General features: G+C 71.1%; 22 protein-coding genes and 1 pseudogene. 16 read left to right on the top strand and 7 right to left on the bottom strand.

The genetic code is table 11. The annotated features are described in order from the left end of the window. The first annotated feature begins 35 nt into the window (after window positions 1-35). The 3 genes from NAMU_RS11375 to NAMU_RS11385 all read left to right on the top strand — a co-directional run bounded on the left by NAMU_RS11375 (window position 36) and on the right by NAMU_RS11385 (window position 2849). Entirely contained in the window at window positions 36-1661 is a 1626-nt protein-coding gene (locus tag NAMU_RS11375) for an ABC-F family ATP-binding cassette domain-containing protein (protein WP_015747556.1), read from the top strand. 115 nt (window positions 1662-1776) lie between these two features. Beyond that, window positions 1777-2025 carry a helix-turn-helix domain-containing protein gene (locus NAMU_RS11380; RefSeq protein ID WP_015747557.1) on the top strand — a complete coding sequence of 83 codons (249 nt, stop codon included), beginning with the start codon at window positions 1777-1779 and terminating at the stop codon, window positions 2023-2025. Next, window positions 2022-2849, top strand: coding sequence for an enoyl-CoA hydratase/isomerase family protein (locus NAMU_RS11385; protein WP_015747558.1), 828 nt, complete (start codon window positions 2022-2024; stop codon window positions 2847-2849). The genes NAMU_RS11380 and NAMU_RS11385 overlap by 4 nt, the downstream gene beginning before the upstream one ends. 176 nt (window positions 2850-3025) lie before the next feature. Here NAMU_RS11385 and NAMU_RS11390 read toward each other — a convergent pair whose 3' ends face one another. The 4 genes from NAMU_RS11390 to NAMU_RS11405 all read right to left on the bottom strand — a co-directional run bounded on the left by NAMU_RS11390 (window position 3026) and on the right by NAMU_RS11405 (window position 9360). Beyond that, complete coding sequence (locus NAMU_RS11390) at window positions 3026-3586, bottom strand: TetR/AcrR family transcriptional regulator (protein WP_015747559.1); 561 nt, start codon at window positions 3584-3586, stop codon at window positions 3026-3028. A 9-nt stretch (window positions 3587-3595) separates the two neighbouring features. After that, entirely contained in the window at window positions 3596-6439 is a 2844-nt protein-coding gene (locus NAMU_RS11395; RefSeq protein ID WP_015747560.1) for an aconitate hydratase, read from the bottom strand. Window positions 6440-6890: 451 nt separating this feature from the next. Further along, window positions 6891-8498, bottom strand: coding sequence for a hypothetical protein (locus tag NAMU_RS11400; RefSeq protein WP_015747561.1), 1608 nt, complete (start codon window positions 8496-8498; stop codon window positions 6891-6893). A 262-nt stretch (window positions 8499-8760) separates the two neighbouring features. Continuing rightward, window positions 8761-9360, bottom strand: coding sequence for a hypothetical protein (locus tag NAMU_RS11405; RefSeq protein ID WP_015747562.1), 600 nt, complete (start codon window positions 9358-9360; stop codon window positions 8761-8763). A gap of 235 nt (window positions 9361-9595) precedes the next feature. On the opposite strand from NAMU_RS11405, the gene NAMU_RS27335 reads away from it, so the two are divergent. The 8 genes and pseudogenes from NAMU_RS27335 (at window position 9596) to NAMU_RS11445 (ending at window position 18651) form a co-directional block, all read left to right on the top strand. Next, window positions 9596-11422, top strand: a complete 1827-nt coding sequence (locus tag NAMU_RS27335) for an excalibur calcium-binding domain-containing protein (RefSeq protein ID WP_052307906.1) — start codon at window positions 9596-9598, stop codon at window positions 11420-11422. 32 nt (window positions 11423-11454) lie between these two features. Continuing rightward, window positions 11455-12072, top strand: coding sequence for a molybdenum cofactor guanylyltransferase (gene mobA / locus NAMU_RS11415; RefSeq protein ID WP_015747564.1), 618 nt, complete (start codon window positions 11455-11457; stop codon window positions 12070-12072). A 259-nt stretch (window positions 12073-12331) separates the two neighbouring features. Next, entirely contained in the window at window positions 12332-13300 is a 969-nt protein-coding gene (locus NAMU_RS11420; RefSeq protein WP_407669239.1) for an AAA family ATPase, read from the top strand. After that, window positions 13300-14295, top strand: a complete 996-nt coding sequence (locus NAMU_RS11425; protein ID WP_015747566.1) for a DUF58 domain-containing protein — start codon at window positions 13300-13302, stop codon at window positions 14293-14295. The genes NAMU_RS11420 and NAMU_RS11425 overlap by 1 nt, the downstream gene beginning before the upstream one ends. Further along, entirely contained in the window at window positions 14286-15257 is a 972-nt protein-coding gene (locus NAMU_RS11430; RefSeq protein WP_041368767.1) for a VWA domain-containing protein, read from the top strand. Before NAMU_RS11425 ends, NAMU_RS11430 begins: the two co-directional genes overlap by 10 nt. A gap of 162 nt (window positions 15258-15419) precedes the next feature. Further along, the gene (gene fabG / locus NAMU_RS11435) at window positions 15420-16142 is read left to right on the top strand and encodes a beta-ketoacyl-ACP reductase (RefSeq protein ID WP_015747568.1); all 723 of its coding nucleotides are present in this window, start codon (window positions 15420-15422) and stop codon (window positions 16140-16142) included. A 49-nt stretch (window positions 16143-16191) separates the two neighbouring features. Next, window positions 16192-17004, top strand: coding sequence for an enoyl-ACP reductase FabI (fabI, locus tag NAMU_RS11440; protein ID WP_015747569.1), 813 nt, complete (start codon window positions 16192-16194; stop codon window positions 17002-17004). 92 nt (window positions 17005-17096) lie between these two features. Then, window positions 17097-18651 (top strand): annotated as a pseudogene (locus tag NAMU_RS11445) (IS1182-like element ISNml3 family transposase). Window positions 18652-18832: 181 nt separating this feature from the next. On the opposite strand, the gene NAMU_RS11450 reads toward NAMU_RS11445, so the two are convergent. Continuing rightward, a complete protein-coding gene (locus tag NAMU_RS11450) occupies window positions 18833-19630 on the bottom strand; it encodes a hypothetical protein (RefSeq protein ID WP_138180110.1) in 798 nt (265 codons plus the stop codon). Between the two features lie 110 nt (window positions 19631-19740). Between NAMU_RS11450 and NAMU_RS11455 the strand changes: the two genes are divergently transcribed. From NAMU_RS11455 to NAMU_RS11470, 4 genes are read left to right on the top strand one after another with little or no spacing between them, the layout of a single operon-like run. Further along, complete coding sequence (locus tag NAMU_RS11455) at window positions 19741-20121, top strand: GntR family transcriptional regulator (protein WP_015747571.1); 381 nt, start codon at window positions 19741-19743, stop codon at window positions 20119-20121. Between the two features lie 6 nt (window positions 20122-20127). Then, entirely contained in the window at window positions 20128-21018 is an 891-nt protein-coding gene (locus NAMU_RS11460; RefSeq protein ID WP_015747572.1) for an ABC transporter ATP-binding protein, read from the top strand. Further along, complete coding sequence (locus NAMU_RS11465; RefSeq protein WP_015747573.1) at window positions 21015-21986, top strand: ABC transporter permease; 972 nt, start codon at window positions 21015-21017, stop codon at window positions 21984-21986. The genes NAMU_RS11460 and NAMU_RS11465 overlap by 4 nt, the downstream gene beginning before the upstream one ends. Before the next feature lie 53 nt (window positions 21987-22039). Further along, the gene (locus tag NAMU_RS11470; RefSeq protein ID WP_041370426.1) at window positions 22040-22852 is read left to right on the top strand and encodes a DUF3097 domain-containing protein; all 813 of its coding nucleotides are present in this window, start codon (window positions 22040-22042) and stop codon (window positions 22850-22852) included. Between the two features lie 411 nt (window positions 22853-23263). Here the strand turns inward: NAMU_RS11470 and NAMU_RS11475 are convergent, their stop codons facing one another. Together NAMU_RS11475 and NAMU_RS11480 are read right to left on the bottom strand one after the other, a co-directional pair. Then, window positions 23264-23497, bottom strand: coding sequence for a YbdD/YjiX family protein (locus NAMU_RS11475; RefSeq protein ID WP_015747575.1), 234 nt, complete (start codon window positions 23495-23497; stop codon window positions 23264-23266). After that, a complete protein-coding gene (locus NAMU_RS11480) occupies window positions 23494-25755 on the bottom strand; it encodes a carbon starvation CstA family protein (protein ID WP_015747576.1) in 2262 nt (753 codons plus the stop codon). The genes NAMU_RS11475 and NAMU_RS11480 overlap by 4 nt, the downstream gene beginning before the upstream one ends. A gap of 213 nt (window positions 25756-25968) precedes the next feature. On the opposite strand from NAMU_RS11480, the gene NAMU_RS11485 reads away from it, so the two are divergent. After that, window positions 25969-26400: an NfeD family protein gene (locus NAMU_RS11485; RefSeq protein ID WP_015747577.1), complete on the top strand. Its 432-nt coding sequence runs from the start codon at window positions 25969-25971 to the stop codon at window positions 26398-26400. Window position 26401 lies beyond the last annotated feature (1 nt).

The raw sequence follows: 26401 nt of genomic DNA on the forward strand, positions 1-26401 counted from the left end.
GGGAAGCGGCCCGGTCACCGGTAGACTCGGCACACGTGATCACCGCGACCGGTCTGGAATTGCGGGCCGGGACCAGGATCCTGCTCGCCGACACTGCCCTGCGCGTGCACGCAGGCGATCGAATCGGCCTGGTCGGACGCAACGGCGCCGGCAAGACCACCACCCTGCGGGTACTGGCCGGGGAGTCGCTGCCCTACGCGGGCAGCGTCACCGCCTCCACTCCGATCGGCTACCTGCCGCAGGACCCGCGCGAGGGTGACCTGGAGGTCACGGCCAAGAACCGGGTGCTCTCCGCCCGCGGCCTGGACGTCCTGGTCGCCGATCTGGAGAAGGTCCAGATCCGGATGGCCGAGCTGACCGACGCCGCGGAACTGGACGCCGCGACCCGCCAGTACGGCCGGATCGAGGATCGGTTCGCCTCCCTCGGCGGCTATGCGGCCGAGTCCGAGGCGGCCCGGATCTGCTCCAACCTGGGTCTGCCGGACCGGGTGCTGGCCCAGCAGATGAGCACGCTGTCCGGCGGGCAGCGGCGCCGGGTCGAACTGGCCCGGATCCTGTTCGGGGCGCGCGCCGAGGATGGCGCCGGCTCGGGCACCATGCTGCTGCTGGACGAGCCGACCAACCACCTGGACGCCGACTCGATCGTCTGGCTGCGCGACTACCTGCGGCTGTTCTCCGGCGGCGTGGTGATCATCTCGCACGACGTGGACCTGCTGGCCGCGGTGGTGAACAAGGTCTGGTTCCTGGACGCGGTCCGCGGCGAGCTGGACCCGTACAACATGAGCTGGTCGCGCTACCTGGAGGCGCGGGCCACCGACGAGCAGCGCCGCCGCCGGGAACGGGCCAATGCCGAGAAGAAGGCGTCCGCGCTGATGGCCCAGGCGGCCAAGCTCGGCGCCAAGGCGACCAAGGCGGCCGCGGCCCACCAGATGGTGCGCCGGGCCGAGAAACTGATCTCCGGCCTGGACGACGTGCGGATGGCCGACAAGGTGGCCAAGATCCGGTTCCCGCAGCCCGCCGCCTGCGGTCGCACCCCGCTGACCGCCGAAGGGCTCTCGAAGTCCTACGGCTCGCTGGAGGTCTTCAGCGGGGTCGACCTGGCCATCGACCGGGGCAGCCGGGTGGTGGTGCTCGGACTGAACGGCGCCGGCAAGACGACCCTGCTGCGGCTGCTCGGCGGAACCGAACGGCCGGACACCGGCGAGGTGGTACCCGGGCACGGGCTCAAGCTCGGTTACTTCGCCCAGGAACACGACACCATCGACCCCGACGCCACGGTCTGGGAGAACACCCGGCACGCCGCCCCCGACGCCGGCGCCCAGGAGCTGCGCAACCTACTCGGTTCGTTCATGTTCACCGGTGAGCAGCTGGACCAGGCGGCCGGCACCCTGTCCGGCGGTGAGAAGACCCGGCTCGCGCTGGCCGGCTTGGTGTCCTCGGCGGCCAACGTCCTGCTGCTGGACGAACCGACCAACAACCTGGATCCGGCCAGCCGCGAGCAGGTGCTGGAGGCGCTGCGCTCCTACGCGGGGGCGGTCGTCCTGGTCACCCACGACCCCGGCGCGGTCGTCGCGCTGCAGCCCGAGCGGGTCATCCTGCTGCCCGACGGCACCGAGGACCACTGGTCGCCGGACTACCTGGATCTGGTCGAACTGGCCTGAATCGGTTCCGGCGGCGATGCCACCGGTGGCGGGTCGGCCGGTTCTGTTCGATCATGGACGACAGACCTGCCCAACCGCCGAATAGTGACCGGGCATCCAACCGAGGGGTGGCGACGTGGCCACAGAGACCAAGACAGCATCGAAGACGGCCAAGACCGTGACGATCAAGAAGGGCGCCCGGATCACCGGTCCGGCTCGGGACAAGCTGGCCGCCGATCTGCGCAAGAAGTACGAGAAGGGTCAGAGCATCCGGGCCCTGGCCGAGGGCACCGGCCGTTCCTACGGGTTCGTGCACCGGTTGCTGCTGGACGCCGAGGTCCCCCTGCGCGGGCGGGGCGGAGCCACCCGCACGAAGAAGAAGTGAGCCCCGGCCCCGGGACCGGCATCGATCAGCACCTGCTGGACAGCGGTCACGTCGTCCTGCGGGTCGACGGGCCGGTGGCCACGGTCGCCCTGGACCGGCCGGCCGCCCGCAACGCGCAGCTGCCGCAGACCTGGGCCGCCCTGGCCCACCTGGGGGAGACGCTCGGCGACGACATCCGGGTGGTGATCGTCTGCGGCGAGGGCCCGTCGTTCTCGGCGGGCCTGGACCGCTCGGCCTTCGGACCATCGCCCGACTCGTTGCTGGGCACCATCGCCCGGGCCCCGCTCAGCGTCGCCGACGAGTCGATCGCCGGGTTCCAGCGGGCCTTCACCTGGCTGTCCGACTCCCGGTTCGTCTCCATCGCCGCGGTCGCCGGGCACGCCGTCGGCGCCGGTTTCCAGCTCGCCCTGGCGTGCGACCTGATCGTCGTCGCCGACGACGCCGAATTCCGGATGGCCGAGGTCAGCTACGGGCTGGTGCCCGACCTGACCGGAACCGGCCGGCTGCTGCGGCTGGTGGGCTACCAACGGGCGCTGGAGATCTGTGCGACCGGCCGGCACGTGCACGCGGACGAGGCCGTGCGCATCGGCCTGGCCCTGTGCAGCGTCCCGCGGGAGGAGTTGGACGCGGCCGTCGCCGACCTGGCCGCCGCCCTGGTCGAGTCACCGACCGAGGCGGTGCGCTCGATCAAGGGTCTGCTGGCCGGGGCGCACGACCGAACGGTCGAGGAGCAGCACGCCGCCGAACGCGCCGCCCAGATCCCCCTGCTGCACCGGCTGGCCGCCGCCGCCCGCAGCGCCGCCGCCTCCGAAGCCGCCCGCTGACCCGCCCGGACGACCCCTACCTCTCGCGCGGATCAACTTCGCCGGCGCGGCTGAAGTCGTTGACTCCAGTCACACCAGTCTCATTCGGGGTCAGTTGATCCGCGCAGAAGTAGTTGATCCGCGCGGGGTGGTCCAACCGCGCAGGGGTGGAGGATCGGCGCGAGAGGAGCTGGGGATCAGCCCTGGCGGACTGATCCTTCGACCAGATCCAGGACCCGCTCCAGCCGGTCGGCCGGCAGGCCGGCCGCCAGGTGGGCCGTCAGACCCTCCATGACCAGCTCGAGATAGCTCGCCACCTGGTCGATCTCGGCGTCCGCGCGGAGCGCGCCGAGCTGGCGTTGACCGCGCAACCGATCCCGCACGGCCGCCCCCAGCTCGTCCAGTTGCGGCTGCCAGGCGACCCGGAAGGCCGGATCGGTCCGCAGCCGGCGAGCGATCTCCAGCTGCGTCCCGATCCGTTCGGCGTCCGGTGCGGCGATCATCTCGCGCATCACCTGCACCAGACCGTGCTCGGTCACCGTCTGCCGCATGGCGGCCGCGTCCTGCTCCGCGACCGCCAGGAACAGCGCCTCCTTGTCGGCGAAGTGATGGAAGATCGCCCCACGAGACAGGCCGATCTCCTCCTCCAGCACCCGCACCGTTGCGCCCTCATAACCGTGCCGGGCGAAACAGGCGCGGGCGCCGTCGAGGATCTGCTGCCGGCGCGCCCGCAGGTGGTCGGGACTGACCTTGGGCACCGGGCCGGCTCAGGCCGAGCCGGCGCGCAGGCTCCGCAGCACGTACTGCATGATCCCGCCGTTGCGGTAGTAGTCGGCCTCACCGGGGGTGTCGATCCGAACCACCGCGTCGAACTCGACCACGTCACCGGACGGCTTGGTCGCGGTGACCTTGACCGTGCGCGGGGTGGTTCCGGAGTTCAGCTCGGTGATGCCGGAGATGTCGAAGGTCTCGTCGCCGTCCAGGCCCAGGGTCTTGACCGTCTCACCTTCGGGAAACTGCAGCGGGATGACGCCCATGCCGATCAGGTTGGAGCGGTGGATGCGCTCGAACGACTCGGTGATGACGGCCCGCACCCCCAGCAGCGCGGTGCCCTTGGCCGCCCAGTCCCGGGACGAGCCCGAGCCGTACTCCTTGCCGCCGAGCACGACCAGGGGGACGCCGGCCGCCGCGTAGTTCTGCGCCGCGTCGTAGATGAACGCCTGCGGGCCGCCGTCCTGCGTGAAGTCGCGGGTGTAGCCGCCCTGCACGTCATCGAGCAGCTGGTTGCGCAGCCGGATGTTGGCGAACGTGCCCCGGATCATCACCTCGTGGTTGCCCCGGCGGGACCCGTAGGAGTTGAAGTCCTTGCGCACGATGCCGTGCTCGGTCAGGTACTTGCCGGCCGGGGTGTCGGCCTTGATCGCGCCGGCGGGGGAGATGTGGTCGGTGGTGACCGAGTCACCCAGCTTGGCCAGCACCCGGGCGCCGCTGATGTCGGTGACCGGCTCCGGCGTGGCCGGCATCCCGTCGAAGTACGGGGGCTTGCGCACGTAGGTGGATTCGGGATCCCACTCGAAGGTCTTGCCCTCCGGGGTGGGCAGCGCCTTCCACCGCTCGCCGCCGTCGAAGACGTCGGCGTAGCTGTCGGTGAACATCTGCTGGTTGATGGCCGCGCCGATGGTCGCCTGGATCTCCTGCGGGGTCGGCCAGATGTCCTTCAAATAGATGTCACTGCCGTCGGGCGATTGACCCAGCGGCTGCTCGTCGAAGTCGAAGTCCATCGTGCCGGCCAGCGCGTACGCGATCACCAGCGGCGGCGAGGCCAGGTAGTTCATCTTGACGTCGGGGTTGATCCGACCTTCGAAGTTGCGGTTGCCGGACAGCACCGAGACCACCGTCAGGTCGGCCTCGTTGACCGCGGCCGAGATCTCGTCGGGCAGCGGGCCGGAGTTGCCGATGCAGGTGGTGCAGCCGTAGCCGACCAGGTTGTAGCCCAGCTTGTTGAGGTACGGCCACAGGCCGGCCTTCTCGTAGTAGTCGGTGACCACCTGCGAGCCCGGGGCCATGGTCGTCTTGACCCACGGCTTGACGGTCAGGCCCTTATCCACGGCGTTGCGGGCGAGCAGCGCGGCGCCGAGCATGACCGACGGGTTGGAGGTGTTGGTGCAGGAGGTGATCGCGGCGATCACCACGGCGCCGTGGTCCAGCTCGAAGTCGCCGTACTCGCTGGTGGAGACCTTGGTCGGCTTGGACGGGCGGCCGGAGGCCCCCAGGGCCGCGCTGTGCAGGGCGGCGACGACGTCGGTATTGGCGTCCTCCTCGGCGTGCACGGCGCTGACCGAGGCCGGGTCGCTGGCCGGGAACGACTCCTCGATGCCCTCGTCGAGCTTGGTCTCCGGGGCGGCGTCACCGTTGACCACGTAGTCGTGGACGGCCTTGCGGAAGGAGTGCTTGGCGTCCGACAGCGCGATCCGGTCCTGCGGCCGCTTCGGGCCGGCGATGGACGGCACGACGCTGGACAGGTCCAGTTCCAGGTACTCGGAGTAGACGGGCTCCTGGGCCGGGTCGTGCCACAGCCCCTGGGCCTTGGCGTACGCCTCGACCAGCGCGACCTGCTCGGCCGGCCGGCCGGTCAGGGTCAGGTAGTCGGTGGTCTCCGAATCGATCGGGAACATCGCCGCGGTCGAGCCGAACTCCGGGCTCATGTTGCCGATGGTGGCCCGGTTGGCCAGCGGTACCTGGCCGACGCCGTCGCCGTAGAACTCGACGAACTTGCCGACCACGCCGTGCTTGCGCAGCATTTCGGTGATGGTCAGCACGACGTCGGTGGCGGTCACGCCGGTGGGGATCTCACCGGTCAGCTTGAAGCCGACCACCCGGGGGATCAGCATCGACACCGGCTGGCCGAGCATGGCCGCCTCGGCCTCGATGCCGCCGACGCCCCAGCCCAGCACGCCGATGCCGTTGACCATGGTGGTGTGCGAGTCGGTGCCCACACAGGAGTCCGGGTAGGCGATGCCGCCCCGGTACATGACCACCCGAGCCAGGTGCTCGATGTTGACCTGGTGCACGATGCCGGTGCCCGGGGGGACGACCTTGAACTCGTCGAACGCGGTCTGGCCCCAGCGCAGGAACTGGTAGCGCTCGCGGTTGCGCTCGTACTCCAGCTCGACGTTGCGCTCGAAGGCGTCGGCCCGGCCGAACACGTCGGCGATGACCGAGTGGTCGATGACCATCTCGGCGGGCGCCAGCGGGTTGATCTTGTCCGGGTCGCCGCCCAGGTCGGCCATCGCCTCGCGCATGGTGGCCAGGTCGACCACGCAGGGCACGCCGGTGAAGTCCTGCATGATCACCCGGGCCGGGGTGAACTGGATCTCGATGTCCGGGTCGGCCGACGGATCCCAGTTGGCCAGCGAGCGGATGTGGTCGGCGGTGATGTTCGCGCCGTCCTCGGTGCGGATCAGGTTCTCCAGCAGGACCTTCAGCGAGAACGGCAGCTTGCCCGCGTTCTCCAGGCCGTCCAGCCCGAGGATCCGGTAGATGTCATAACTGCGATCACCGACGGTCAGGGTGTCCTTGGCGGCGAAACTGTCCTTACTGGGGGCAGGCACGGAGTTCTCCTCACTTCGGGCGGCGCGGCGGTGGGCCTCCCGGCGGCGGCGCGGGCGACCCGAGGCCATTGTCGTCCGGGCGATCGGGGTGGGCGCACCGGCCCCGGCCTCGACACCGGACTCTGACGGACTCGAGTTCAAACAGTACGCTTGTCCTGCTATTTGGTGCAAACGAGCGCGGCCGGCGTGTCGAGGTGGGTCGGACGGCCGGGTCGGGACAGCCTGCCGCACCCACATTGCCGCGGTGTTGCCGGCGCCGGTATGGGGGCGGTGCGGCCGGGTTCGGTCGAGCTTCGCGGACGAAGGCCGCGGAGAATCGGGCAGGGCCCACACGAGGGCGCGGCTTTGATCAGCCCAGCCGGGTGGGGGTGGCCCGCGCGCAGATGCCGAAGAGCCCCGGGCGGCTGGCGCCCGGGGCCCTTCGTGGAGTGTCGGTGGGACCGACGAGTTGTTAGTTGCCGGACAGGGTGATCAGGTAGTCGACGTCGCCCGGCTCCAGGCCCTTGAGCAGCGAGGTGAACACGTCACCGGCCGACCGCACCGGGCTGACGTACCACTGGCCGTCCACCTGGGTGGTGACCAGGCCCAGACCGATGACCTGCTTGAACTCGCGCTTGATGATGTCGACGGCCTGCTGGTCCAGATCGGCGGAATCGGCGTACTGCGCGATGTAGGTGTCGATGGTGCTGTCGTCGATGGTGGTGGCCGGCTGGCCCGGGGCCGACACGGTGAGCGAACCGGCGGACGGGTCGCGCTCGATGGTGATCGTCTGGCCGTCGGCAGTGATGGTCAGCGACTTGATCGAGACCTTCTTGCCGCCGGTGACGTCGCTGACGTCCCACTCGGTGTCGCTGATGGTGAAGCCCAGGTCCTGCATGTCGCCCTCGAGCGAGCCGCTGTCGGCCTGCTGCAGCAGCAGCTTGCCGTAGTCGTGCAGGGCACCCATCTCATCGGGCGGGGTCACCGCGATGATGCCGGCCAGGTCGCCGGACTGGGCGGCCTTGAACAGCGCGTCCACCGCACCCTCCGGGCTGCTCGCACCGGCGGCCGGGATCGCGTCCGCGGCGGTCGGGTTGGGCAGGCCGGCTTCCTGGGTGGCGTTGTCGGCAATCGTGTAGAAGAAGCTGACGTACCAGTTGTCGCCCCGCTTGACGGTCGCGACGCGGAACGGCTTGCCGTCGTTCTTGGCCACCTCGTCGGCGATGTTGACCGTCTCGGACTGCGGCTGGACCTGATCGAGCTGGGAGCCGAAGGCATCCTTGATCTTGTCCGACAGCGGCAGGTCCGACGGGTTGCTCTCGACGGTGATGGTGCCGCCGGTCAGCTTGACGATCTGCAGGTGGTCGTTGATGACGTCGTTGTCGCCGGCGAAGGTCAGGTCCTTGACGGTGATCTTGGTGCCGGTCATCGTGTCGGCCGACGCGTTCGGGCTCAACACCTCCAGGCGCTTGAGCTCGGTGATGATATCGCTGTTGAGGTCCTTGAACAGCGACGCCTCGGCCGGGTCCAGCTGGTCGGCCAGCCCGATCGGGTCGGAGTTGCTCAGGGTGGAGAACAGGGCGGTGACCGACGCCTGGGGAGTGGATTCGCCCCCGGCGGTGGCGGCCGTGGAGTTCTTGTCGCGGAAGGCGAAGAACCACACGCCGGCCGCGGCGACCAAGGCCACGACGACGACCAGCGCCACGATCAGCGGCGTCTTGCTCTTCTTGGGTTCGGTGGCCGGGCCCTGGGTGTTCCAGGGCTGCTGGCCGGGTCCCTGCGGGGGGAAGGTCTGCGTGGGCGGCTGCTGCCAGCCCTGCGGCCCGGTCGGGGGCTGACCCTGCGGTCCGGTCTGCGGCTGCCAGCCCTGCGGGCCCGTCGGCTGGCCGGGAGCGCCCGGGCCGGGATTCTGGCCCCAGTTCTGCCCGCCGGGGTTGCCCCCGGGATTCTGCGGTCCGCCGCCCTGGCCGGGCTGTGGCCAGCCCTGGGGTCCGTTCGGGCCCTGCCAGGGTCCCTGGGGCGGTGGCCCGCCCGCCGGTCGACCCTGCGCCGGCCCCTGAGGTCCGCCCTGCTCGCTCATCGCGCGTGCATCCCTTCTATGTCGTGTTCCGGGCCGTTGAGTTCAGCCGGAATTTCTGACCCCGGTGTCGATCCCCGACGTTGCCGTCGTGAGGTCCGGTTGCGTGGTGGTGGTGCCACTCGTGCGCGGCGCAGCCGGGCGCGCCGGTTGCCGTGCAGGTTCAGGAGCGTCGACGCGCTCCCCTGGGACATCGGTCGAGCCCATGATGATGTGACGTACGTCTCAGTCATTTGGTTGCACCCCCGGCGACCATCATGACTGATCAGGTGGACAACATCGAAGACCTCTGTGGCGGACGGGTGAAACTGTTACCGAATGTCGTCCCGATGCCACCGCCGATCAGCAGGAGGCCACCGGCGGCCATCACGCTCGGGCCGATCGGATCGAGGCGGACCGGGAGCCCACCGGAACGCACCGCGAACAGCAGGATGCCGATCGACAGGGTCGCCGCGAACAACCCGATGACGACGGCCAGCACGCCGGTGGACCGCCACCAGCGCAGGGCGCCGGTCACCACCGGGGCGAAGCACAGCACCCCCAGGAAGGGCCAGGCGCCGACGGCCACCGCCACCAGCCCGTCCTGGGCGAACCCCAGGCGTTCGAGCACCCCGACGATCTCGTAGCTCGATCGCTTCACCGTGCCGGAGATGACCCAGGGCAGGAACGAGCCGACGACGACCAGGAGCAACCCGCATCCGGTGATCAAGCACCAGGCGATCAACAACCGCAGCCGGCGCGGCGACTCACCGCGGTCGTCTGTCGCTGCGAGGATCTGGGCCACCCGGTCAGTGTCCCGGAGGGCGGCCCGGCCGCCGCAAGTGGGTGATCGCTCGAAAAAGATCAGCCCGATTACGTCGCTCATGCGCGATTTGTCCGTTATGGGACGCAAGTGTTTGCCGTGACCGCTGGTCAATAGGGGGATAGGAGTGGCATGGTTCTCCTGGCGTGTCGTCTTGACAGTTCCTGTCCAGTTCAACTCGCCAGTGTCCGTGCCAGCTGTGAGCAGCGGTCCGTCGTCAGGGCCCAGCGTGAGGAGGTGTGACGGCGTGCCCGTTGGAGCTCGGCCGCAGGCCGCGTGGCGTCCCCAGGCTCGTCCGTTGAGCGCCCGGGTCAACCGGCGCACGGGCGTGATCCGGGCCGCCGTGGGATTCGCGCTGGCCGCGGGGCTGCTGTTCGGCAGCGCCGTGCCGGCCAACGCCGTCCCGCCCCCGCCGGACAATCCTTCCGACCAGCAGATCGAGCAGGGACAGGACCAGGCGGCCGCGTCCGCGGCCGAGGTCGGGCGGCTGGCCGGGCTGGTCGCCCAGACCCAGGGCGACATCGACCGGCTGCACAACGATCTGGAGATGAAGGCGGAGCTGGCCAACAAGGCCCGTGTCGACCTGTCCGTCGCCCAGTCCGACGCCGCCGCGGCCGCCTCCGCCTCGCAGCAGGCGCAGAACGACGCCGCCGCCGCCGGCCAGGCCGTCGCCGACGCCAAGCAGAAGGCCGCGGCGTTCGCCGCCGCCTCCTTCCGCCAGGGATCGGTGCTCGGTTCGCTGTCCGCCTACTGGGACGCCGGCAGTGCCGGTGATGTGCTGCAACGCCAGGAACTGCTCGGCCAGGTCTCGGGATCGCAGCTCAACGCGATGAGCAACCTGGAGGCGACCCGAACCCACAAGGCCAACCAGGACTCGGCGGCACGGGCCGCGCTGGACGCCGCCAATGCGGCGCGGGCTCGAGCCGACCAGGCCAAGGTGACCGCCGATCGGGCCCAGCAGGAGGCGGCCGACGCCCTGCAGGCGGGCGAGGATCAGCTGGCCTCCCTGCAGGCTCAGCACGACCAGCAGGAACGCGACTATCAGGCTGCGCTGGCCAATGTGGCCGGGCTGCAGAACCAGCGGGACCAGTACAACCAGTGGCTGGCGCAGAAGCAGGCCGAGGAAGAGGCGGCCCGGCTCGCGGCCGAGGAGGCCGCGCGGCAGGCCGCCGCCGCCGAGGCGGCGCGGCAGGAGGCAGCGCGGCAGGAAGCGGCCCGGCAGGCGGCCGCCGCGCAGGCGGCGGCCGAGGCGGCCGCCGCCCAGGCGCAGGCGGAGGCCGAGGCCGAGGCCGAGCGGCAGTCCGCGGCCCGGGAGGCGGCCAACCAGGCCGCCCGGGCGGCCCAGGAGGCACAGGCCAACCCCGGCGCCCCGACCTATGCCAGCTGTGACGAGGCGCGGGCCGCCGGTCGGGGTCCCATTCCCCAGGGAGATCCCGCCTACCGCTCCGAACTCGACCCGAACAACAACGGGACCGCCTGCGACGGCGGGTCGTCGGGCAATGCGCAGGCCAGCTCCGAGCCGTACTACGCCAACTGCGACGACGCCCGATCGGCCGGCGTTGCCCCGATCAACCGGGGATCGGCCGGATACCGGGCCGCGCTGGACCCGAACGACAACGGGATCGCCTGCGAGGGCACGGTTTCGGCCGCGCAGCCGGCGTCGTACTCGTCCTCCTCCGGCGGGGACTCGTCCTCCCGCGGCCAGCGGGTGGTGAACGCGGCCAAGCAGTGGCTGGGCACCACCTACGCCTGGGGCGGCGGCGACTACGACGGCCCGACGCTGGGCATCCGGGACGGCGGCGTGGCAGACCGGTACGGCGACTACCGCAAGGTCGGCTTCGACTGCTCGGGCCTGGCCCTGTACGCCTGGTCCCAGGTCGGGGTCTACCTGCCGCACTACTCCGTCTACCAGTACACCGGGCAGTCGGCCAAGGTCTCACGCAGCGACCTGCAGCCCGGTGACCTGGTGTTCTGGGCCAACAACACCTCGGACCCGAGCACCATCCACCACGTGGCCATCTGGATCGGCAACAACCAGATCATCGAGGCCCCCAACTCGGGCAGCTACGTCAAGATCTCCACGATGTACTGGAACGGTTACATCGGGGCGGTCCGGCCGGGCTGACCCGGGTGGCCGGCCGGACGACAATCGGGTCCATGCCGTCCGCGTCAGCGCACCCGTCGGGGTCACCGGGTCCGTCCGCGGCCGTCGTGCTGGCCGGTGGCCGCGGCCGCCGGCTCGGTGGGGTGGACAAACCCGCCCTGCGCATCGGTGAGAGGACATTGCTGGACGTGGCGCTGGCCGCGGTCGCCGGGGTGCCGACGGTGGTGGTCGGCCCGGACCGCGACGTCCCGCCCGGCGTCCTGGTCGTTCGGGAGGATCCGCCCGGCGGGGGTCCGGCCGCCGCGCTCGCCGCTGGCGTCGCCGCCCTGCCGGCCCGGCCGAGCCAGGCCCTGGTGGTGGTTCTGGCCGCCGATCTGACGGCCATCGACGCCGCGACCGTGGCCGCCCTGTGCGCCCGGGTCGGCCGGACCGGGGCGGTGCTGCTGGACGGCGAGGGCCGGTCCCAGTGGCTGGCCGGCGTGTGGCGGTGGGGCGCCCTGACCGGCGCCCTGCGGCAGCAGCCGAGCTGGCACCAGCGATCCGTGCGCGACCTGCTGGGCCCGCTGGACCCGGTGCCGGTGGCCGGACGCGAGGACGCGACCGCCGATGTGGACACCCCCGAGGACCTGCGCCGCCTGCGGTCGAGCTCGTCCCGTCTGGGGCCGTCGTGACAAACCGATGGGCATCGGCTGTGAGTTGGTCATCGAGCGGCCCGCTCGGTGACCGGCCGGGCGAACCGGCCTCGGCGCAGCGTTCGGACAATGGCAGTCTTGAACCGGCGCCCGCAGTGCGGGCCGCCTGCGGACAGGAGGACCGTTGAGCACACACGCGTCGAGCGGGGGAGTCGCCGGCCCGGCGGCCGGCGCCGCGCCCGGGCCGTCGCCGGCCCACCGACCGCCCGCCCCGAACACCCCCACGGCGGACGCCGCGCTGCTCGAACGCACGGTGTTCGAGGTCAAGCGGATCATCGTCGGGCAGGACCGGTTGGTCGAGCGGATGCTGGTCGGCCTGCTGGCCCGCGGTCACCTGCTGATCGAGGGCGTCCCCGGGGTGGCCAAGACGCTGGCGGTCGAGACCTTCGCCCGGGTGGTCGGCGGCACCTTCAACCGGATCCAGTTCACCCCCGACCTGGTGCCTTCCGACCTGCTGGGCACTCGCATCTACCGGGTGGGCCGGGAGCAGTTCGACATCGAGCTGGGCCCGGTGGTGGCCAATTTCGTGCTGACCGACGAGATCAACCGGGCCCCGGCCAAGGTGCAGTCGGCCCTGCTGGAGGTGATGGCCGAACGGCACGTCTCGATCGGCGGCAAGACCTTCCCGATGCCCGACCCGTTCCTGGTGATGGCCACCCAGAACCCGATCGAAAACGAGGGCGTCTACCCGTTGCCGGAGGCCCAGCGCGACCGGTTCCTGTTCAAGCTGCTGGTCGACTACCCGGTGCCGGACGAGGAGCGCGAGATCGTCTACCGGATGGGCGTCACCCCGCCCACCCCGAACCAGGTGCTGCCGATCACCGAGCTGGCCCGGCTGCAGCAGGTCGCGGCGACCGTGTTCGTCCATCACGCCCTGGTCGACTACGTCGTGCGGCTGGTGTTCGCCACCCGCACGCCGGCCGAGCACGGGCTCAAGGATGTGGCCGGGTGGCTGTCCTACGGCGCCTCGCCGCGGGCGTCGCTGGGCATGATCGCCGCCTCCCGCGCGCTGGCCCTGGTGCGCGGGCGCGACTTCGTCGTGCCGCAGGACGTCGTCGACGTCGCCGCCGACGTGCTGCGGCACCGGCTGGTGCTGTCCTACGACGCGCTGGCCGACGGGGTACCGGTGGAGGCGGTGCTCACCCGCCTGCTGCAGGCCATCCCGCTGCCCCAGGTCAGCCCGTACGTGCATCCCGGCGTCGCTTGATGGACGCGGCCCCGCAGGAGCTGCCGCCGAATCCGGGGGCCCCACCCCGGACGGCCGATCCGACCCGCCTGGACGCGGCGCTGAGCACCCTGGAGCTGACCGTCCGGCGCCGCCTGGACGGGCTGCTGCAGGGCAACCACCTGGGCCTGGTGCCGGGTCCGGGGACCGAACCGGGCGACGCCCGGCCGTACTACCCGGGCGACGACGTGCGCCGGATGGACTGGTCGGTGACCGCGCGGACCACCGAGCCGCACATCCGGCAGACCGTCGCCGACCGTGAGCTGGAGACCTGGCTAGTGGCCGACCTGTCGGCCTCGCTGGACTTCGGCACCGTCGGCTGCGAGAAGCGGGACCTGGTGGTCGCCGCCGCGGCCGCGGTCGGGCACCTGACCCGGGGCGGCGGCAACCGGATCGGGGCCATCGTGGCGTCCGGCTCGCAGCTGGCCCGGGTGCCGGCCCGCGGCGGCCGCCCGCACCTGGAGTACCTGCTGCGCACGCTGGCCAACAACCCCCGGGCCACTCCGGGCGACCGGGGTGACCTGGCCACCGCGCTGGAGCAGCTGCGGCGCCCGCCGCGGCGGCGGGGTCTGGTCGTGGTCATCTCCGACTTCATCGGCCCGGTGGACTGGGAGCGCCCGCTGCGCGGCCTGTCCGCCCGGCACGACCTGCTCGCCGTCGAGGTCATCGACCCCCGCGACCTGGAGTTGCCGGCCGTCGGCCTTGTCACCCTGGTCGACCCGGAAACCGGTCGCAGCAAGGAGGTCTCGACCAGCGCCGGGCTGCGGGCGGCCTTCGCCAAGGCCTCCGCCGAGCACCGTGCGCAGGTGGCCGGGGCGCTGCGGCGGGCCGGCGCGGCCCAGCTGGTCCTGCGCACCGACGGCGACTGGATCGCCGACGTGTTGCGGTTCATCGTGGGCCGCAAGCGTGGCTGGACCGGGGCCACCGCCCCCGGCACCCCCAACCGCACGCCCCGCGGCGGGGAGGCCTGGCAGTAATGAGTTTCGCCTCGCCCTGGTGGCTCGCCGCCGGCCTCCTCGTGCTGGCCCTCGGCGTCGGGTACCTGATCGCGCAACGACGACGCCGCCGCAACACCGTCAAGTTCGCCAACCTGGAGCTGCTGGACAAGGTGGCCCCCGGCCGTCCGGGCTGGTGGCGGCACATCCCCACGGCGCTGGTGCTGGTCGGGTTGATGCTGCTGACCGTCGCGCTGGCCGGTCCGACCGCGCAGGCCAAGGAGCCGCGCAACCGGGCCGTGGTCATGCTGGCCGTCGACACGTCGCTGTCCATGGAGGCGACGGACGTCGCCCCCAATCGGCTGGACGCGGCCAAGGAGGCGGCGCAGTCGTTCGTCGACGATCTGACCCCGGGCGTGAACCTGGGCATCGTCTCGTTCGCCGGCATCGCCACCGTCCTGGTCAGCCCGACCACCGACCGCACGGTGGCCAAGCAGGCGATCGACGGGCTCACCCTGGACGAGCGCACCGCCACCGGCGAGGCGATCATCTCCAGCCTGCAGACGATCGAGCTGTTCTCCAAGACGCTGCCGCCGGACGGCACCGACACCGGGCCCCCGCCGGCCCGGATCGTGTTGATGACCGACGGCAAGCGCACCGTGGGCCGCACCGAGCAGGACGCCGCCCAGCGCGCCGCCGATGCCGGTGTGCCCGTCTCGGTGATCGCGTTCGGCACCGACAACGGATCCATCACCGTCAACGACGAGGTGATCCCGGTGCCGCTGGACACCGAGGCGATGCAGCAGATCGCGCAGATCTCCGGCGGTGACTTCCACCAGGCCGCGTCCGCCGAGGAGCTCAAGTCGATCTACGCCCAGCTGGGGGAGCAGATCGGCTACGAGACCAAGGAACGCGACGTCTCCAAGCCGTGGCTGATCGCGGGGACCATGCTGGTGGTGCTCGGGTCGGCGGCGGCGCTGGTGATCACCGCACGCATCCCCTGACGCGCCTGCCGGGTCCCGCGGCCCGGGTCCGGATAAGGTCTGTCCCGGCAGCGGGACGGTGTTGCCCCGGTGGTGTTCCGTCCTGAGGTCGGCTCTGCACGACACGGACAGTTCCGGGCCCGGCGGGCCCGAACGGCCGGCGACACAGACGGGACGGACGACGTGACGCAAGCACCCGCAACCGGGCGATCGGCGCTGGTGACCGGTGGCAACCGGGGAATCGGGTTGGCCATCGCCCGGGCCCTGGCCGCCGACGGTCATCGGGTGACGGTCACCCATCGTTCCGGGGAGCCCCCGCAGGGGCTGTCCGGAGTCATCTGCGACGTGACCGACGCGGCCAGCATCGACGCCGCGTTCAGCCAGGTCGAGGCCGATCAGGGGCCGGTGGAGATCCTGGTCGCCAACGCCGGCATCACCGACGACACGCTGCTGCTGCGGATGAGCGAGGACACCTTCACCTCGGTGGTGGACGCCAACCTGACCGGCGCCTACCGGGTGGCCAAGCGGGCCGCGTCCGGCATGCTGCGCAAGCGCTGGGGGCGGATGATCTTCATCTCCTCCGTGGTCGGGCTGTCCGGCGGGGCCGGGCAGGCCAACTACTCGGCGTCCAAGGCCGGCCTGGTCGGCCTGGCCCGCTCGATCGCCCGCGAACTGGGCTCGCGCCACATCACCGCCAACGTGATCGCCCCCGGATTCGTCGATACCGACATGACGCAGTCCCTGCCCGAGGCCCGGCGCACCGAGATCGTCAACCAGGTGCCGTTGAAGCGGTACGCGGAGCCGTCCGAGATCGCCGACGCCGTCGCCTTCCTGGCCTCCGATCGGGCCGCCTACATCACCGGCGCGGTCCTGCCGGTCGACGGTGGCCTGGGCATGGGCCACTGACCCACCCCGCTTCACCCACTCCCGATCCCCACCCCCGGAGGAACACCAGATGGCCGACCACCTCGGCAGCGACCTGCTCGCCGGCAAGAACCTGCTCATCACCGGCATCATCACCGAGGCCTCGATGGCGTTCCACACCGCGCGGCTGGCCCAGCAGCAGGGCGCGAACGTGGTGCTGACCGGCTACGGGCGGCTGTCGCTGGTCGAGCGGATCGCCAAGCGGCTGCCGGCCCCGGCCCCGGTGGTCGAGCTCGACGTCACCGACAAGGCCCAGCTGGACTCGTTGGCCGACCGGGTCGGCGAGCACGTGAACCGGCTCGATGGGGTGCTGCACTCCATCGGGTTCGCGCCGGCCACCGCCCTGGGTGGGGACTTCCTGGACTGCCCCTGGGAGGACGTGGCCACCACCGTGCACACCTCCGCCTACTCGCTCAAGTCGCTGGCCGTCGCGGCGTTGCCGCTGATGACCGACGGCGGCAGCATCGTCGGTCTGGACTTCGACGCCCGCCAGGCCTGGCCGGCCTACGACTGGATGGGCGTGGCCAAGGCCGCGCTGGAGTCGGTGACCCGGTACCTGGCCCGCGACCTGGGCCCGATGGGGATCCGGGTCAACCTGGTCTCGGCCGGCCCGATCAAGACCATCGCGGCCAAGTCGATCCCCGGCTTCGTGGACTTGGAGAACGGCTGGAGCACCCGCGCCCCGCTGGGCTGGGACACCTCCGACCCGACGCCGGTGGCCCGGGCCGCGGTCGCGCTGCTGTCCGACCTGTTCCCGGCGACCAGCGGCTCGATGGTGATGGTCGACGGCGGGTTCCACGCCCTGGGCTTCGGCAAGAAAGAGGTGGCCGCCCCGGCCGAGTGATACTCCGACGGCCGTGCGCGGGGGGCTAGGACGCTCCTGAATTATCCGTATGTCGGCCCCTGTTGATCTTGTGGGTTCGGGATGATCTTGGTGTGCAGGGTCGGTCGCGGGATCAGCGTGAGTTGTTGGATGCCGAGTCGGTAGTCGGTGGGCTGCTCAAGCCGGGCAGCGTGTTCGCGTTTCTGGCCGCGCACCGTCGGGAGGTGTTCCCGGACGGCATGTTCGCGGATCTGTTTCCGTCGGGTCGGGGCCGCCCGTCAGTGCCGGCCGACGTGATGGCGTCGGTGATTGTGCTGCAGGCTCTGCACGGCCTGTCCGACGCGGACACGGTGGACTCGGTGACGTTCGATCTGCGGTGGAAGGCAGCGTGCGGGTTACCGGTGACCGCTGCGGCGTTCCATGCCACGACATTGACGTACTGGCGGCGTCGGCTGGCCGCTTCGCAGTCGCCGAACCGGATCTTCGACGCGGTCCGCCAGGTCGTGGACCAGACCGGGGTGCTGGCTGGAAAGAGCAGGCGAGCGTTGGATTCCACGATCCTGGACGACGCGGTCGCCACCCAGGACACGGTCACCCAGTTGATCGCGGCGATCCGCCGGGTCCGCCGCGAGGTACCCGGCGCCGCCGAGGTCGTCGGCGAGCACTGCTCGGCTCACGACTATGACGACCCGGGCAAACCGGCGATCGCCTGGAACGATCAGCAGGCCCGCGAGGCCCTTGTCGATGCGCTGGTCACCGACGCGCATCGGGTGCTGGGACACCTGCCCGACCAGGAGCTCGGACCGAAGGCGGCGGACGCGGTCGCCCTCTTGGCGTTGGTCGCCGGGCAGGACGTGGAACCGGTCGAGGGCTCGGACGGCACCGACGGACGGTGGCGGATCGCGCAGCGGGTCGCCCCGGGACCGGGTGATCTCCACCGTGGACCCGGAGGCGCGGCACGCCCACAAGACCGTCCACCGGCGGCAGGACGGGTTCAAGGCACACATCGCGGTCGAACCCGACACCGGTCTGGTCACCGCCTGCGCGGTGACCATGGCCAGCGGACGCGGCAACAGCGACGCCGAGGTTGGACCCACCTTGCTGGCACAGGAGACCGAAAAGCTGCACGTGCTGGCCGATTCGGCGTACGGATCGGGATCCGCGCGGGCCGAACTGGACCATGCCGGGCACATCGCGTTGATCAAGCCGTTCCCGCTGCGGTCGGCCGTGCCGGGCGGGTTCACCCTGGACGACTTCACCGTCGACCCCGAGGCCAGGACGGCCACCTGCCCGAACGGGGTGACCCGGTCGATCACCGCGCAATGGTCCGTCACCTTCGGAGCGGCTTGCCGCGGCTGCCCGCTCCGGGCCCAATGCACGACCAGCGACGCCGGTCGATCGCTGAAGCTGACCGAGTACGAAAGCCTGCTCAGGGCGGCCCGTCGACAAGCGGAAACCGAGGACTTCCAACAGGTCTACCGACGGCACCGGCCGATGGTCGAACGATCGATCTCCTGGCTGGTCCGCGGCAACCGCAAAGTCCGCTACCGCGGCGTCGCCAAGAACGACCACTGGTGGCACCACCGCGCCGCTGCGATCAACCTCAGGCGAATGCTCACCCTCGGGCTGACGCGGGTGAGCGGGACGTGGACCATTGCACCGGCCTGACCGGCCGGCACGAGACCTCACCGGGCCGTGAGCAACGGCCCGTCCCTCCGATCAGTCAGGAGAATCATCCAGGGCCGGGCGACGACTCAGGACCACGCCTGACAGCCCGATCACGCGCGAACGCTCCCACTGTCCCAAAGCGAACTCCCGAACCCACAAGTGACCGTTATTCAGGAGCGTCCTAGAGCGAGCGCCCGAGCCCGCGCGGTGCGCCGGTGGATCGCCGGCCCAGGCCGCGGACGCCGGCGGCCACCGCCGCCCGCCGGGCCTCGCGGATGGCGATGGCCAGCGGCCGCAACGCGTCGTCGACGGCGGCCATCTGGTAGCTGGTGACGGTGGCCGTGTCGTGGCTGTCGGCCACCGTGAGCAGCGCCTGCAGCGAGATCGAGGTGGCCAGCAGCGCCGACGCCGGCCGCGGCATGTCCGGCGGGGTGGACACCGCATCGGCCAGGATCAGCTGCCGGACCCGCTCCCGGGCCCCGTCCGACTGTCGGGCCACGTCCAGCGCGGTCAGGCTCCGGGTGGCCCGGGCGACCTCGTCGTCCAACCGGTCATGGGCCTGGGCCAGATCATCGGCCGGATGCCGGGCCGAGTTGGCGAAAACCCGCCAGTGCCCGTTGACCGGGACCACGGCCAGCGACGGTCCGGTCAAGGTGACCGCGGCGCCGGCGTCCAGCGCGGTGACCGTCAGCTCTCCGGACGTCGGCAGGCCGCGCAGGTCGCCCGGGTAGGGCAGCAGCAACTGCGCCTCGCCGGCGTCCCGCAGCAGCGGCAGCAGCGCGGCCGACCCCGCGGTCGGGCTGCCCGGGCCGGGCAGGCCCGTCATCACCGCGATCTCGTCGGTCGCCGCGCGCACACCGGCCCGGTGGTCGGCGCCGTCGATGGCCTGCAGCACGTCGTCCGGGCTGGCGCCGCCCTGCCACGCGGCCGACCACAGGGCGAGCGTGGTCGCCGCACGGACGGCTCCGGACACTGACACGAGCGCCACGGTACGTCACGCCTGCGACAGCCGCGTTTCCGGCGGGGTTCGAGCTGCCGGGCCCGTTCACCGCTATTGACCTATTGCACTAGTTGAGTAGTGTAATTGAGGTGATCGAGTTCCGGATCGACCGGCGTTCGGGGATGCCGACCTACCTGCAGATCGTCGAGCAGGTTCGCCAGGCGCTCCTGCTCGGGCGACTCGGCGTCGGCGACAAGCTGCCCACGGCCAGGGAAGTCGTGGCCAGCACGGCCATCAACCCGAACACCGTGCTCAAGGCCTACCGCGAGCTGGAACGTGAGGGGTTGGTCGAGGGCCGGGTGGGCGCGGGCACGTTCGTGCTCCGCGGGCTGGCCCGGGACGAGATCGGACCGCACTCGCCGGTGGGCGAGGAACTGACCGGGTGGGTGGGTCGCGCCAAGGCGGCCGGGCTGGCCCGGCACGAGCTGGAGGCACTGGTGAAGGCAGCGTTGGACAAGGAATTCGGGTGAGTGGGGATGAGCAGTGAACAGGCACACGGGGCGATCCTGCAGGTCCACGACGCCGGTGTGCGATACCGCCGGGGCTGGGCGTTGCGGCACTGCGAGCTGGAACTGTCGGCGGGCTCCATCACCGCCCTGGTCGGCCCCAACGGCGCCGGCAAGAGCACGCTCATGCTCGCCGCGGCCGGGTTGCTGGAACTGACCGAAGGCCGGATCGACGTCCTCGGCGCGCCCGCCGGCACGTCGCCCGGTCATCCCGAGCTGAGTTATCTGGGCCAGGCCCGGCCGTTGTACCGGCAGTTCACGGTGGACACCATGCTGGAGCTGGCCCGTCACCTCAACACCAGCTGGGACGGCCCGCTCGCCGATCGGCTGTGCGAGGAGGCCCGCCTGGACCGGGGCGCTCGGGTGCGCACGCTGTCCGGCGGGCAACGCACCCGTTTGGCCCTGGCCATCGTGCTGGCCCGCCGGCCGACCCTGGTGCTGCTGGACGAGCCGTTGGCCGAGCTCGACCCGCTGGCCCGGCTGGAGGTCGCCCAGACGTTGCTCGCGCAGGCCGCCGACAGCGGGCTGACCGTGCTGATGTCCTCCCACGTGCTCAGCGAGATCGAGGACGCCTGCGATCATCTCGCCCTGCTCACCGGCGGCCGGATCACCCTGCACGCGCCGATCGAGCACCTGGTGCAACGGCACCGGCTGCTCACCGGCCCGGACGACGACGAGACCACCTTGGCCACATTGCGGCCGGCGGCGGTCGAGATCCGGCGCAGCGTACGGCAGGTCACCGTCCTGCTGGACGGGCGCCCGGCCGTGGTCCCCGAGGGGTGGACCGAGGCCGAACCCACGCTCGAGGAAGTGGTGATCGCCCGACTGCGGGCGGCCGCCGACCACCGGGAGGCAGCATGAACACCACGTCGATCGCGCCGGCCCGCCCCCTCGCCGGTCGGGCTCCCGGCGGCATGTGGTGGGTGGCCTGGCGACAGCACCGCACCCTCGTGCTGTCCGGCCTGGGCCTGATGCTGGTGGTGGCGGTCGCGATGGTGGTCTTCCGCCTGATCTACGACGCTCGGCCGCCCGGCGGGTCCCAGTATGCCGACGACAATCGGTTCTGGCTCTGGTTGCGGCTGTCCCTGGTGGTGCTGCCGGTCGGGTTGGGTGCCCTGGGCGGGACGATGGTCGTCGGTCCCGAGCGGGAGCGGGGGACCACGCTCTTCGCATTCAGTCAGGGGGTCGGCCGGTTCCGCTGGTACTGGACAAAGTGCGCTGTGGTGGTCGCCCCGCTGACCGTGGGCGTGCTGGCCCTGGGCCTGCTCGCCCAGTGGGTGGTCACCGCGCCCGGGCTGGAGCCATGGAGCCCCTTCGCAGTCCCCGACTTTCAGACCAACGGCACCGTGCCGGCCATCCTCACCCTGATCGCCTTCGGCGTCGGCGTGCCGGCCGGCGCCCTGCTCCGTTCGCTGGCCGCCGCGCTGACCCTGGCGTTCGTCCTGGCCACGGTGGTCACCGCGGCGCTGGGCTACGGCGCCTACGTCGACCTGGCCCCGCACGACCGCGTCGTCACGCCGGTGGCCCAGGCGTACGGGGTGCTGCCGGAGGGCGGCTACCAGGTCGGCTATGGCTACCTGGACGCCGCCGGCCGGACGGTGCCGGTCCCGTCGTGCCCGTTCGACGTGGGGCCGTCGGGGAGTCAGGCCGATGGTGACGCGGCCTGGCAGCGGTGCCTGACCGGCGCGGGCGTCGTGGCGTCGTACGTCGAGTACGTCGCGGCCGATCGGCGCACCCAGGTGACCCTGAGCCTGGCCGGCCTCGGCACGGTGATCGCAGCCGCCGGATTCACGCTGGGTTGGTGGCGGGTCCGGCGCCGGTCGCTGTGATCTCGGGCGTGCCGACCCGGCCCGGCGGCGGCACCCCGGTAGGTTCAGCGGCCGTGACGCGCTCCTACCGTGATCCGTTGACCCCGCGGCCGCCCAGGGTGATTCCGGAGCTACCGGCCACCGGCGAGGTGGTCGCCGAGGACCCGCTGTCCGGCTTCTGCGGGCTCGTCGTCGCCTGCACGAACAGTGCGGTGACGCTGGAGGACCGGCACGGCAAGCGGCGCAACTTCCCGCTGACCGTCGGCGCCTTCCTGGTCGACGGGCAGCAGGTGACGCTGGTCCGGCCCAAGGCCGCCCCGGCCGCCCCGGCCCGCACCGCGTCCGGATCGCGGGCCGTCGCCGGGTTGCGGGCCCGGACCGCCCGGGCCAGCCGCATCTGGGTGGAGGGGGTGCACGACGCGGCCCTGGTGGAGCGGGTCTGGGGGCACGACCTGCGGGTCGAGGGGATCGTGGTGGAGCCGCTGGACGGGTTGGACAACCTGCCCGACGCCGTCGCCGAGTTCGGGCCGGGGCCGGGCCGGCGGGTCGGGGTGCTGGCCGATCACCTGGTCCCGGGGTCGAAGGAGAGTCGCATCGCGGCCACCGTCCAGTCCGGGCCGGCGAGCCGCTTCGTGCTGGTCACCGGTCACCCGTACATCGACATCTGGCAGGCCGTGCGGCCCTCCGCCGTCGGCATCGCGGCCTGGCCGACCGTTGCCCGCGGCACCGACTGGAAAACCGGTGTGTGCCAGGCGCTCGGATTCTCCGACGTGCACACGCTGTGGGGTCGCATCAACGGTTCGGTCCGCAGCTACCGGGATGTGGACACCCCGCTGATGACCGCCGTCGAGCGGCTGATCGACTTCGTCACCGAGCCGGAGGGCTGAGCACGCGGGCGGTCGCGGATGCTCCGGACCCGCCGGCTCGCCCGGCGGAACCACATCGATGAAATTCGTCATCACGCTGCGTGCAACTCCCACCCGCCGGGGCCGCTCCGAGGGTGAAGTACGCCGCGGCGGCGGTGAACAAAGGGTGGACCTCTTGTCCGGATTCGTCCGGTCGGTGATGCTGCTCTCGACGCTGTCGCGGGGGGTCAGGACCGAGAACGGCAAGGTGGTGGAGGCCACCCAATGGCAGCGTCCTTTGCTTGTGTCCTTTGCTCGTGTTGCCGCTCGTGCTCGCCTGTCCCACCCTGTCGGCACGCTTCGCGCGCCGACCCACACGCCACTCTCCGCGCGGCGCGCCGGCTGTACGGCGGCGCGCCGCGCAAAATTTTCCGTCGCCCCCGGCCGGAGCGGTCAGCAGCAGCGGGCGCCCGGGTGGGCGTCCTGCTCGGCGTACCGCTGCCGCCAGTACTCGCGTTCGGTGGGGACCGGCTCGCCGGGGTGGGTGCGGCGCAGATGCTCGACGTACCGCGCGTACGCGGTGTCACCCAGCACCGAGCCCACCCACCACCGCAGGCCCCGCCAGGCCCGCCCGCAGGCGGACCCGGCGGCCCGGACCGAACCGATCGAAACCGGTTGGGCGGTCAATGGTGTGCTCCGTGCGGGACCCGGGCCGGGGTGATTTCGGCCCACTGCGCCTCGATCTTCTTCTCCTCCGGGGTGGCCACGAAGCCGCGCGGCGCGAACGTGTGCGACGGGGTGTCCGGCTCCTCGCTGGTCGGCAGCCCGCCGGCCCGGATCGACCGGACGCACACGATGGCGGCGGCGATGACCACCAGGATGACCAGGGTCGCGAAAATGATCGACAAGGTGCCCTGGATGAAGGTGTTGCGGACCACCGCGGCGATCGCCTCGGGCGAGGACGCGGTGCCGAACTTCTGCGCCCCGGACTCCTGGGCGGTCTTGAATGCGTTGTGCTGCGCCCAGTATCCGATTGCCGGCACCGAGGAGAAGATCTTCTGGTAGGACGCCGTCAGGGTCACCACCAGGTCCCAGACCAGCGGAACACCCGGGATCCAGCACCACTTGTACATCCGCTTCTTGATCAACACGGTGAACACCAGGGTCAGCGCGATGGCCGCCAGCAGCTGGTTGGCGATACCGAACAGCGGGAAGAGGGTGTTGATGCCGCCCAGCGGGTCGGTGACGCCCATCAGCAGGATCATGCCCCAGGCCAGCACGACCACGGCCGAGCACACCCAGGCGCCGACCCGCCAGGACGGGTCGCGGAACTTGCGGGCGCCGGGGATGTTGCCCAGCGAGTCCGAGAGCATGAAACGGGCCACCCGGGTACCGGCATCCACGGTGGTCAGGATGAACAGCGCCTCGAACATGATCGCGAAGTGGTACCAGAACGCCTTGCCGCCCAGGCCCCACAGGGCCGAGTGCAGCACGTCGGACATGCCGAAGGCCAGCGTCGGGGCGCCGCCGGTACGGGAGATGATCGATTGCTCGCCGACGTCGGCGGCGGCCTGGTTGATCAGGTCGGGGCTGATGTTCGGGCTGGTCAGGCCCAGGCCGTTGACGTAGGCGGCGGCCGTCTCGGCGGTCCCGCCGGTCAGCCCGAGCGGGGCGTTCATCACGAAATACAGGTGCTGGTCGATGATCACGGCGGTGACCAGGGCCATGATGGCCACGAACGACTCGGTCAGCATGCCGCCGTAGCCGATCATCCGGGTCTGGCTTTCGTTCTCCACCATCTTCGGGGTGGTGCCCGAGCAGATCAGCGCATGGAATCCGGACAGCGCCCCGCAGGCGATGGTGATGAACAGGAACGGGAACAGGGAGCCCGCGAACGCCGGCCCGTTGCCGTTGATCGCGAACGAGGTGATGGCCGGCATCTGCACGGTCGGCTGGGCGATGACGATGCCCACCGCCAGCAGCATGATGGTGCCGACCTTCATGAAGGTGGACAGGTAGTCCCGGGGCGCGAGCAGCATCCACACCGGCAGCACCGAAGCGGCGAAGCCGTAGATGATGATGGCCCAGGCCAGCGTGACCTTGGACAGGGTGAACCAGCTCTGGCCCCACTCGGTCTGGGCGACCCAGCCGCCGGAAACGATGGCCAGCAACAGCAACGCGACGCCGATGACGGTGACCTCGGAGACCCGGCCGGGCCGAAGGTAGCGCAGGTAGAAGCCCATGAACAGGGCGATCGGGATGGTCATGGCCAGGGAGAAGACACCCCAAGGGCTCTCGGCCAGGGCGTTCACCACGACCAGGGCCAGCACCGCGATCAGGATGATCATGATGACGAAGACGGCGATCATCGCGGCGATCCCGCCGAAGCTGCCCAATTCGTCCCGGGCCATCTGGCCCAGGCTGCGGCCCCGGCGGCGGGTGGACAGCCACAGCACCAGGTAGTCCTGGACGCCGCCGGCCAGCACCACGCCGATGATGATCCACATGGTGCCGGGCAGGTAACCCATCTGCGCGGCCAGCACGGGTCCGACCAGCGGGCCGGCGCCGGCGATCGCCGCGAAGTGGTGACCGAACAGCACCCGGCGATCGGTGGGGTCGAAATCCTTGCCGTTGGCGTAGGTCTCGGCCGGCGTGGCCCGGTCGTCGCGCGGCTTGACCACCTTGTACTCGATCAGCCGGGCGTAGAAGCGGAAGGCGATGAAGTAGGTGCACACGGCCGCGACCACGAACCAGACCGCGTTCACCGCTTCGCCGCGGACGATCGCGATCATCGTCCAGCCGATGGCGCCGAGCAGGCCGATGACCGCGTAGACGGCCTTGGCCGCCGGTTTCATCGGCCGGTGGCCGCGCACCGCCACCGGTGGCTGGTCCGGATCGGTCCGGACCAGTTCGATGTGGGGATCGTCGGTTGCCGTTGCTGTCATCGGATTTCCCTGCCCTTCCGGGGTGCGGCCGGCGGCCGATGTCGCCGGGTGAGACCGGCCGGGACGATACCCTCCGTGCACGGGTACCGCTCAGACCGTGAACCTCCGCGACCCGGATCACTCGCATTGATGGCCGGATCGTGTCGCTCCTGTACCCGGTCCGAGACCTGTCGACGCCGTCGGGGCCGGGTCGCGCTCTGGCAGGATGGGGTCATGTCCGCATGGATCTGGCTCGTCGGCGGCGTCCTGCTGTCCATCGCCGAGGTCCTGGGCGCCGAGTTCGTCCTGCTGATGCTCGGCGGCGGTGCGTTGATCACCGCCGGCTTCGCCGCGTTCTTCCCGGAGCTGCTGTGGTTGCAGGTCCTGGTGTTTGCGCTGTCCTCGGTCGCGCTGGTGCTGGGCCTGCGGCCGATGCTGCTGCGCAGGTACTACCAACCGTCGCAGACCCGCACCGGCATCGACGCGATCATCGGGTCCAAGGCCACCGTGGTGTCCACCGTGGACGCCGATGGCGGTCAGGTCAAGATTGGCGGCGAGGTCTGGTCGGCGGTCAGCCTGGACGGGCACCGTGCCCTGCCGCCGGGTACATCCGTCACGGTCGTCGAGGTCCGCGGGGCCACCGCAGTCGTTATTTGGGGGGCATGAG

It is taken from the genome of Nakamurella multipartita DSM 44233 (genome assembly GCF_000024365.1).
Taxonomy (GTDB): Bacteria; Actinomycetota; Actinomycetes; order Mycobacteriales; family Nakamurellaceae; genus Nakamurella; species Nakamurella multipartita.

What these genes read in the sequence shown, in the direction of transcription:
- NAMU_RS11400 (WP_015747561.1), bottom strand. Translation starts at nt 8,498, where the DNA reads ATGAGCGAGCAGGGCGGACCTCAGGGGCCGGCGCAGGGTCGACCGGCG.
- NAMU_RS11405 (WP_015747562.1), bottom strand. Translation starts at nt 9,360, where the DNA reads ATGAGCGACGTAATCGGGCTGATCTTTTTCGAGCGATCACCCACTTGC.
- mobA (WP_015747564.1), top strand. Translation starts at nt 11,455, where the DNA reads ATGCCGTCCGCGTCAGCGCACCCGTCGGGGTCACCGGGTCCGTCCGCG.
- NAMU_RS11425 (WP_015747566.1), top strand. Translation starts at nt 13,300, where the DNA reads ATGGACGCGGCCCCGCAGGAGCTGCCGCCGAATCCGGGGGCCCCACCC.
- fabI (WP_015747569.1), top strand. Translation starts at nt 16,192, where the DNA reads ATGGCCGACCACCTCGGCAGCGACCTGCTCGCCGGCAAGAACCTGCTC.
- NAMU_RS11460 (WP_015747572.1), top strand. Translation starts at nt 20,128, where the DNA reads ATGAGCAGTGAACAGGCACACGGGGCGATCCTGCAGGTCCACGACGCC.
- NAMU_RS11465 (WP_015747573.1), top strand. Translation starts at nt 21,015, where the DNA reads ATGAACACCACGTCGATCGCGCCGGCCCGCCCCCTCGCCGGTCGGGCT.
- NAMU_RS11480 (WP_015747576.1), bottom strand. Translation starts at nt 25,755, where the DNA reads ATGACAGCAACGGCAACCGACGATCCCCACATCGAACTGGTCCGGACC.
- NAMU_RS11485 (WP_015747577.1), top strand. Translation starts at nt 25,969, where the DNA reads ATGTCCGCATGGATCTGGCTCGTCGGCGGCGTCCTGCTGTCCATCGCC.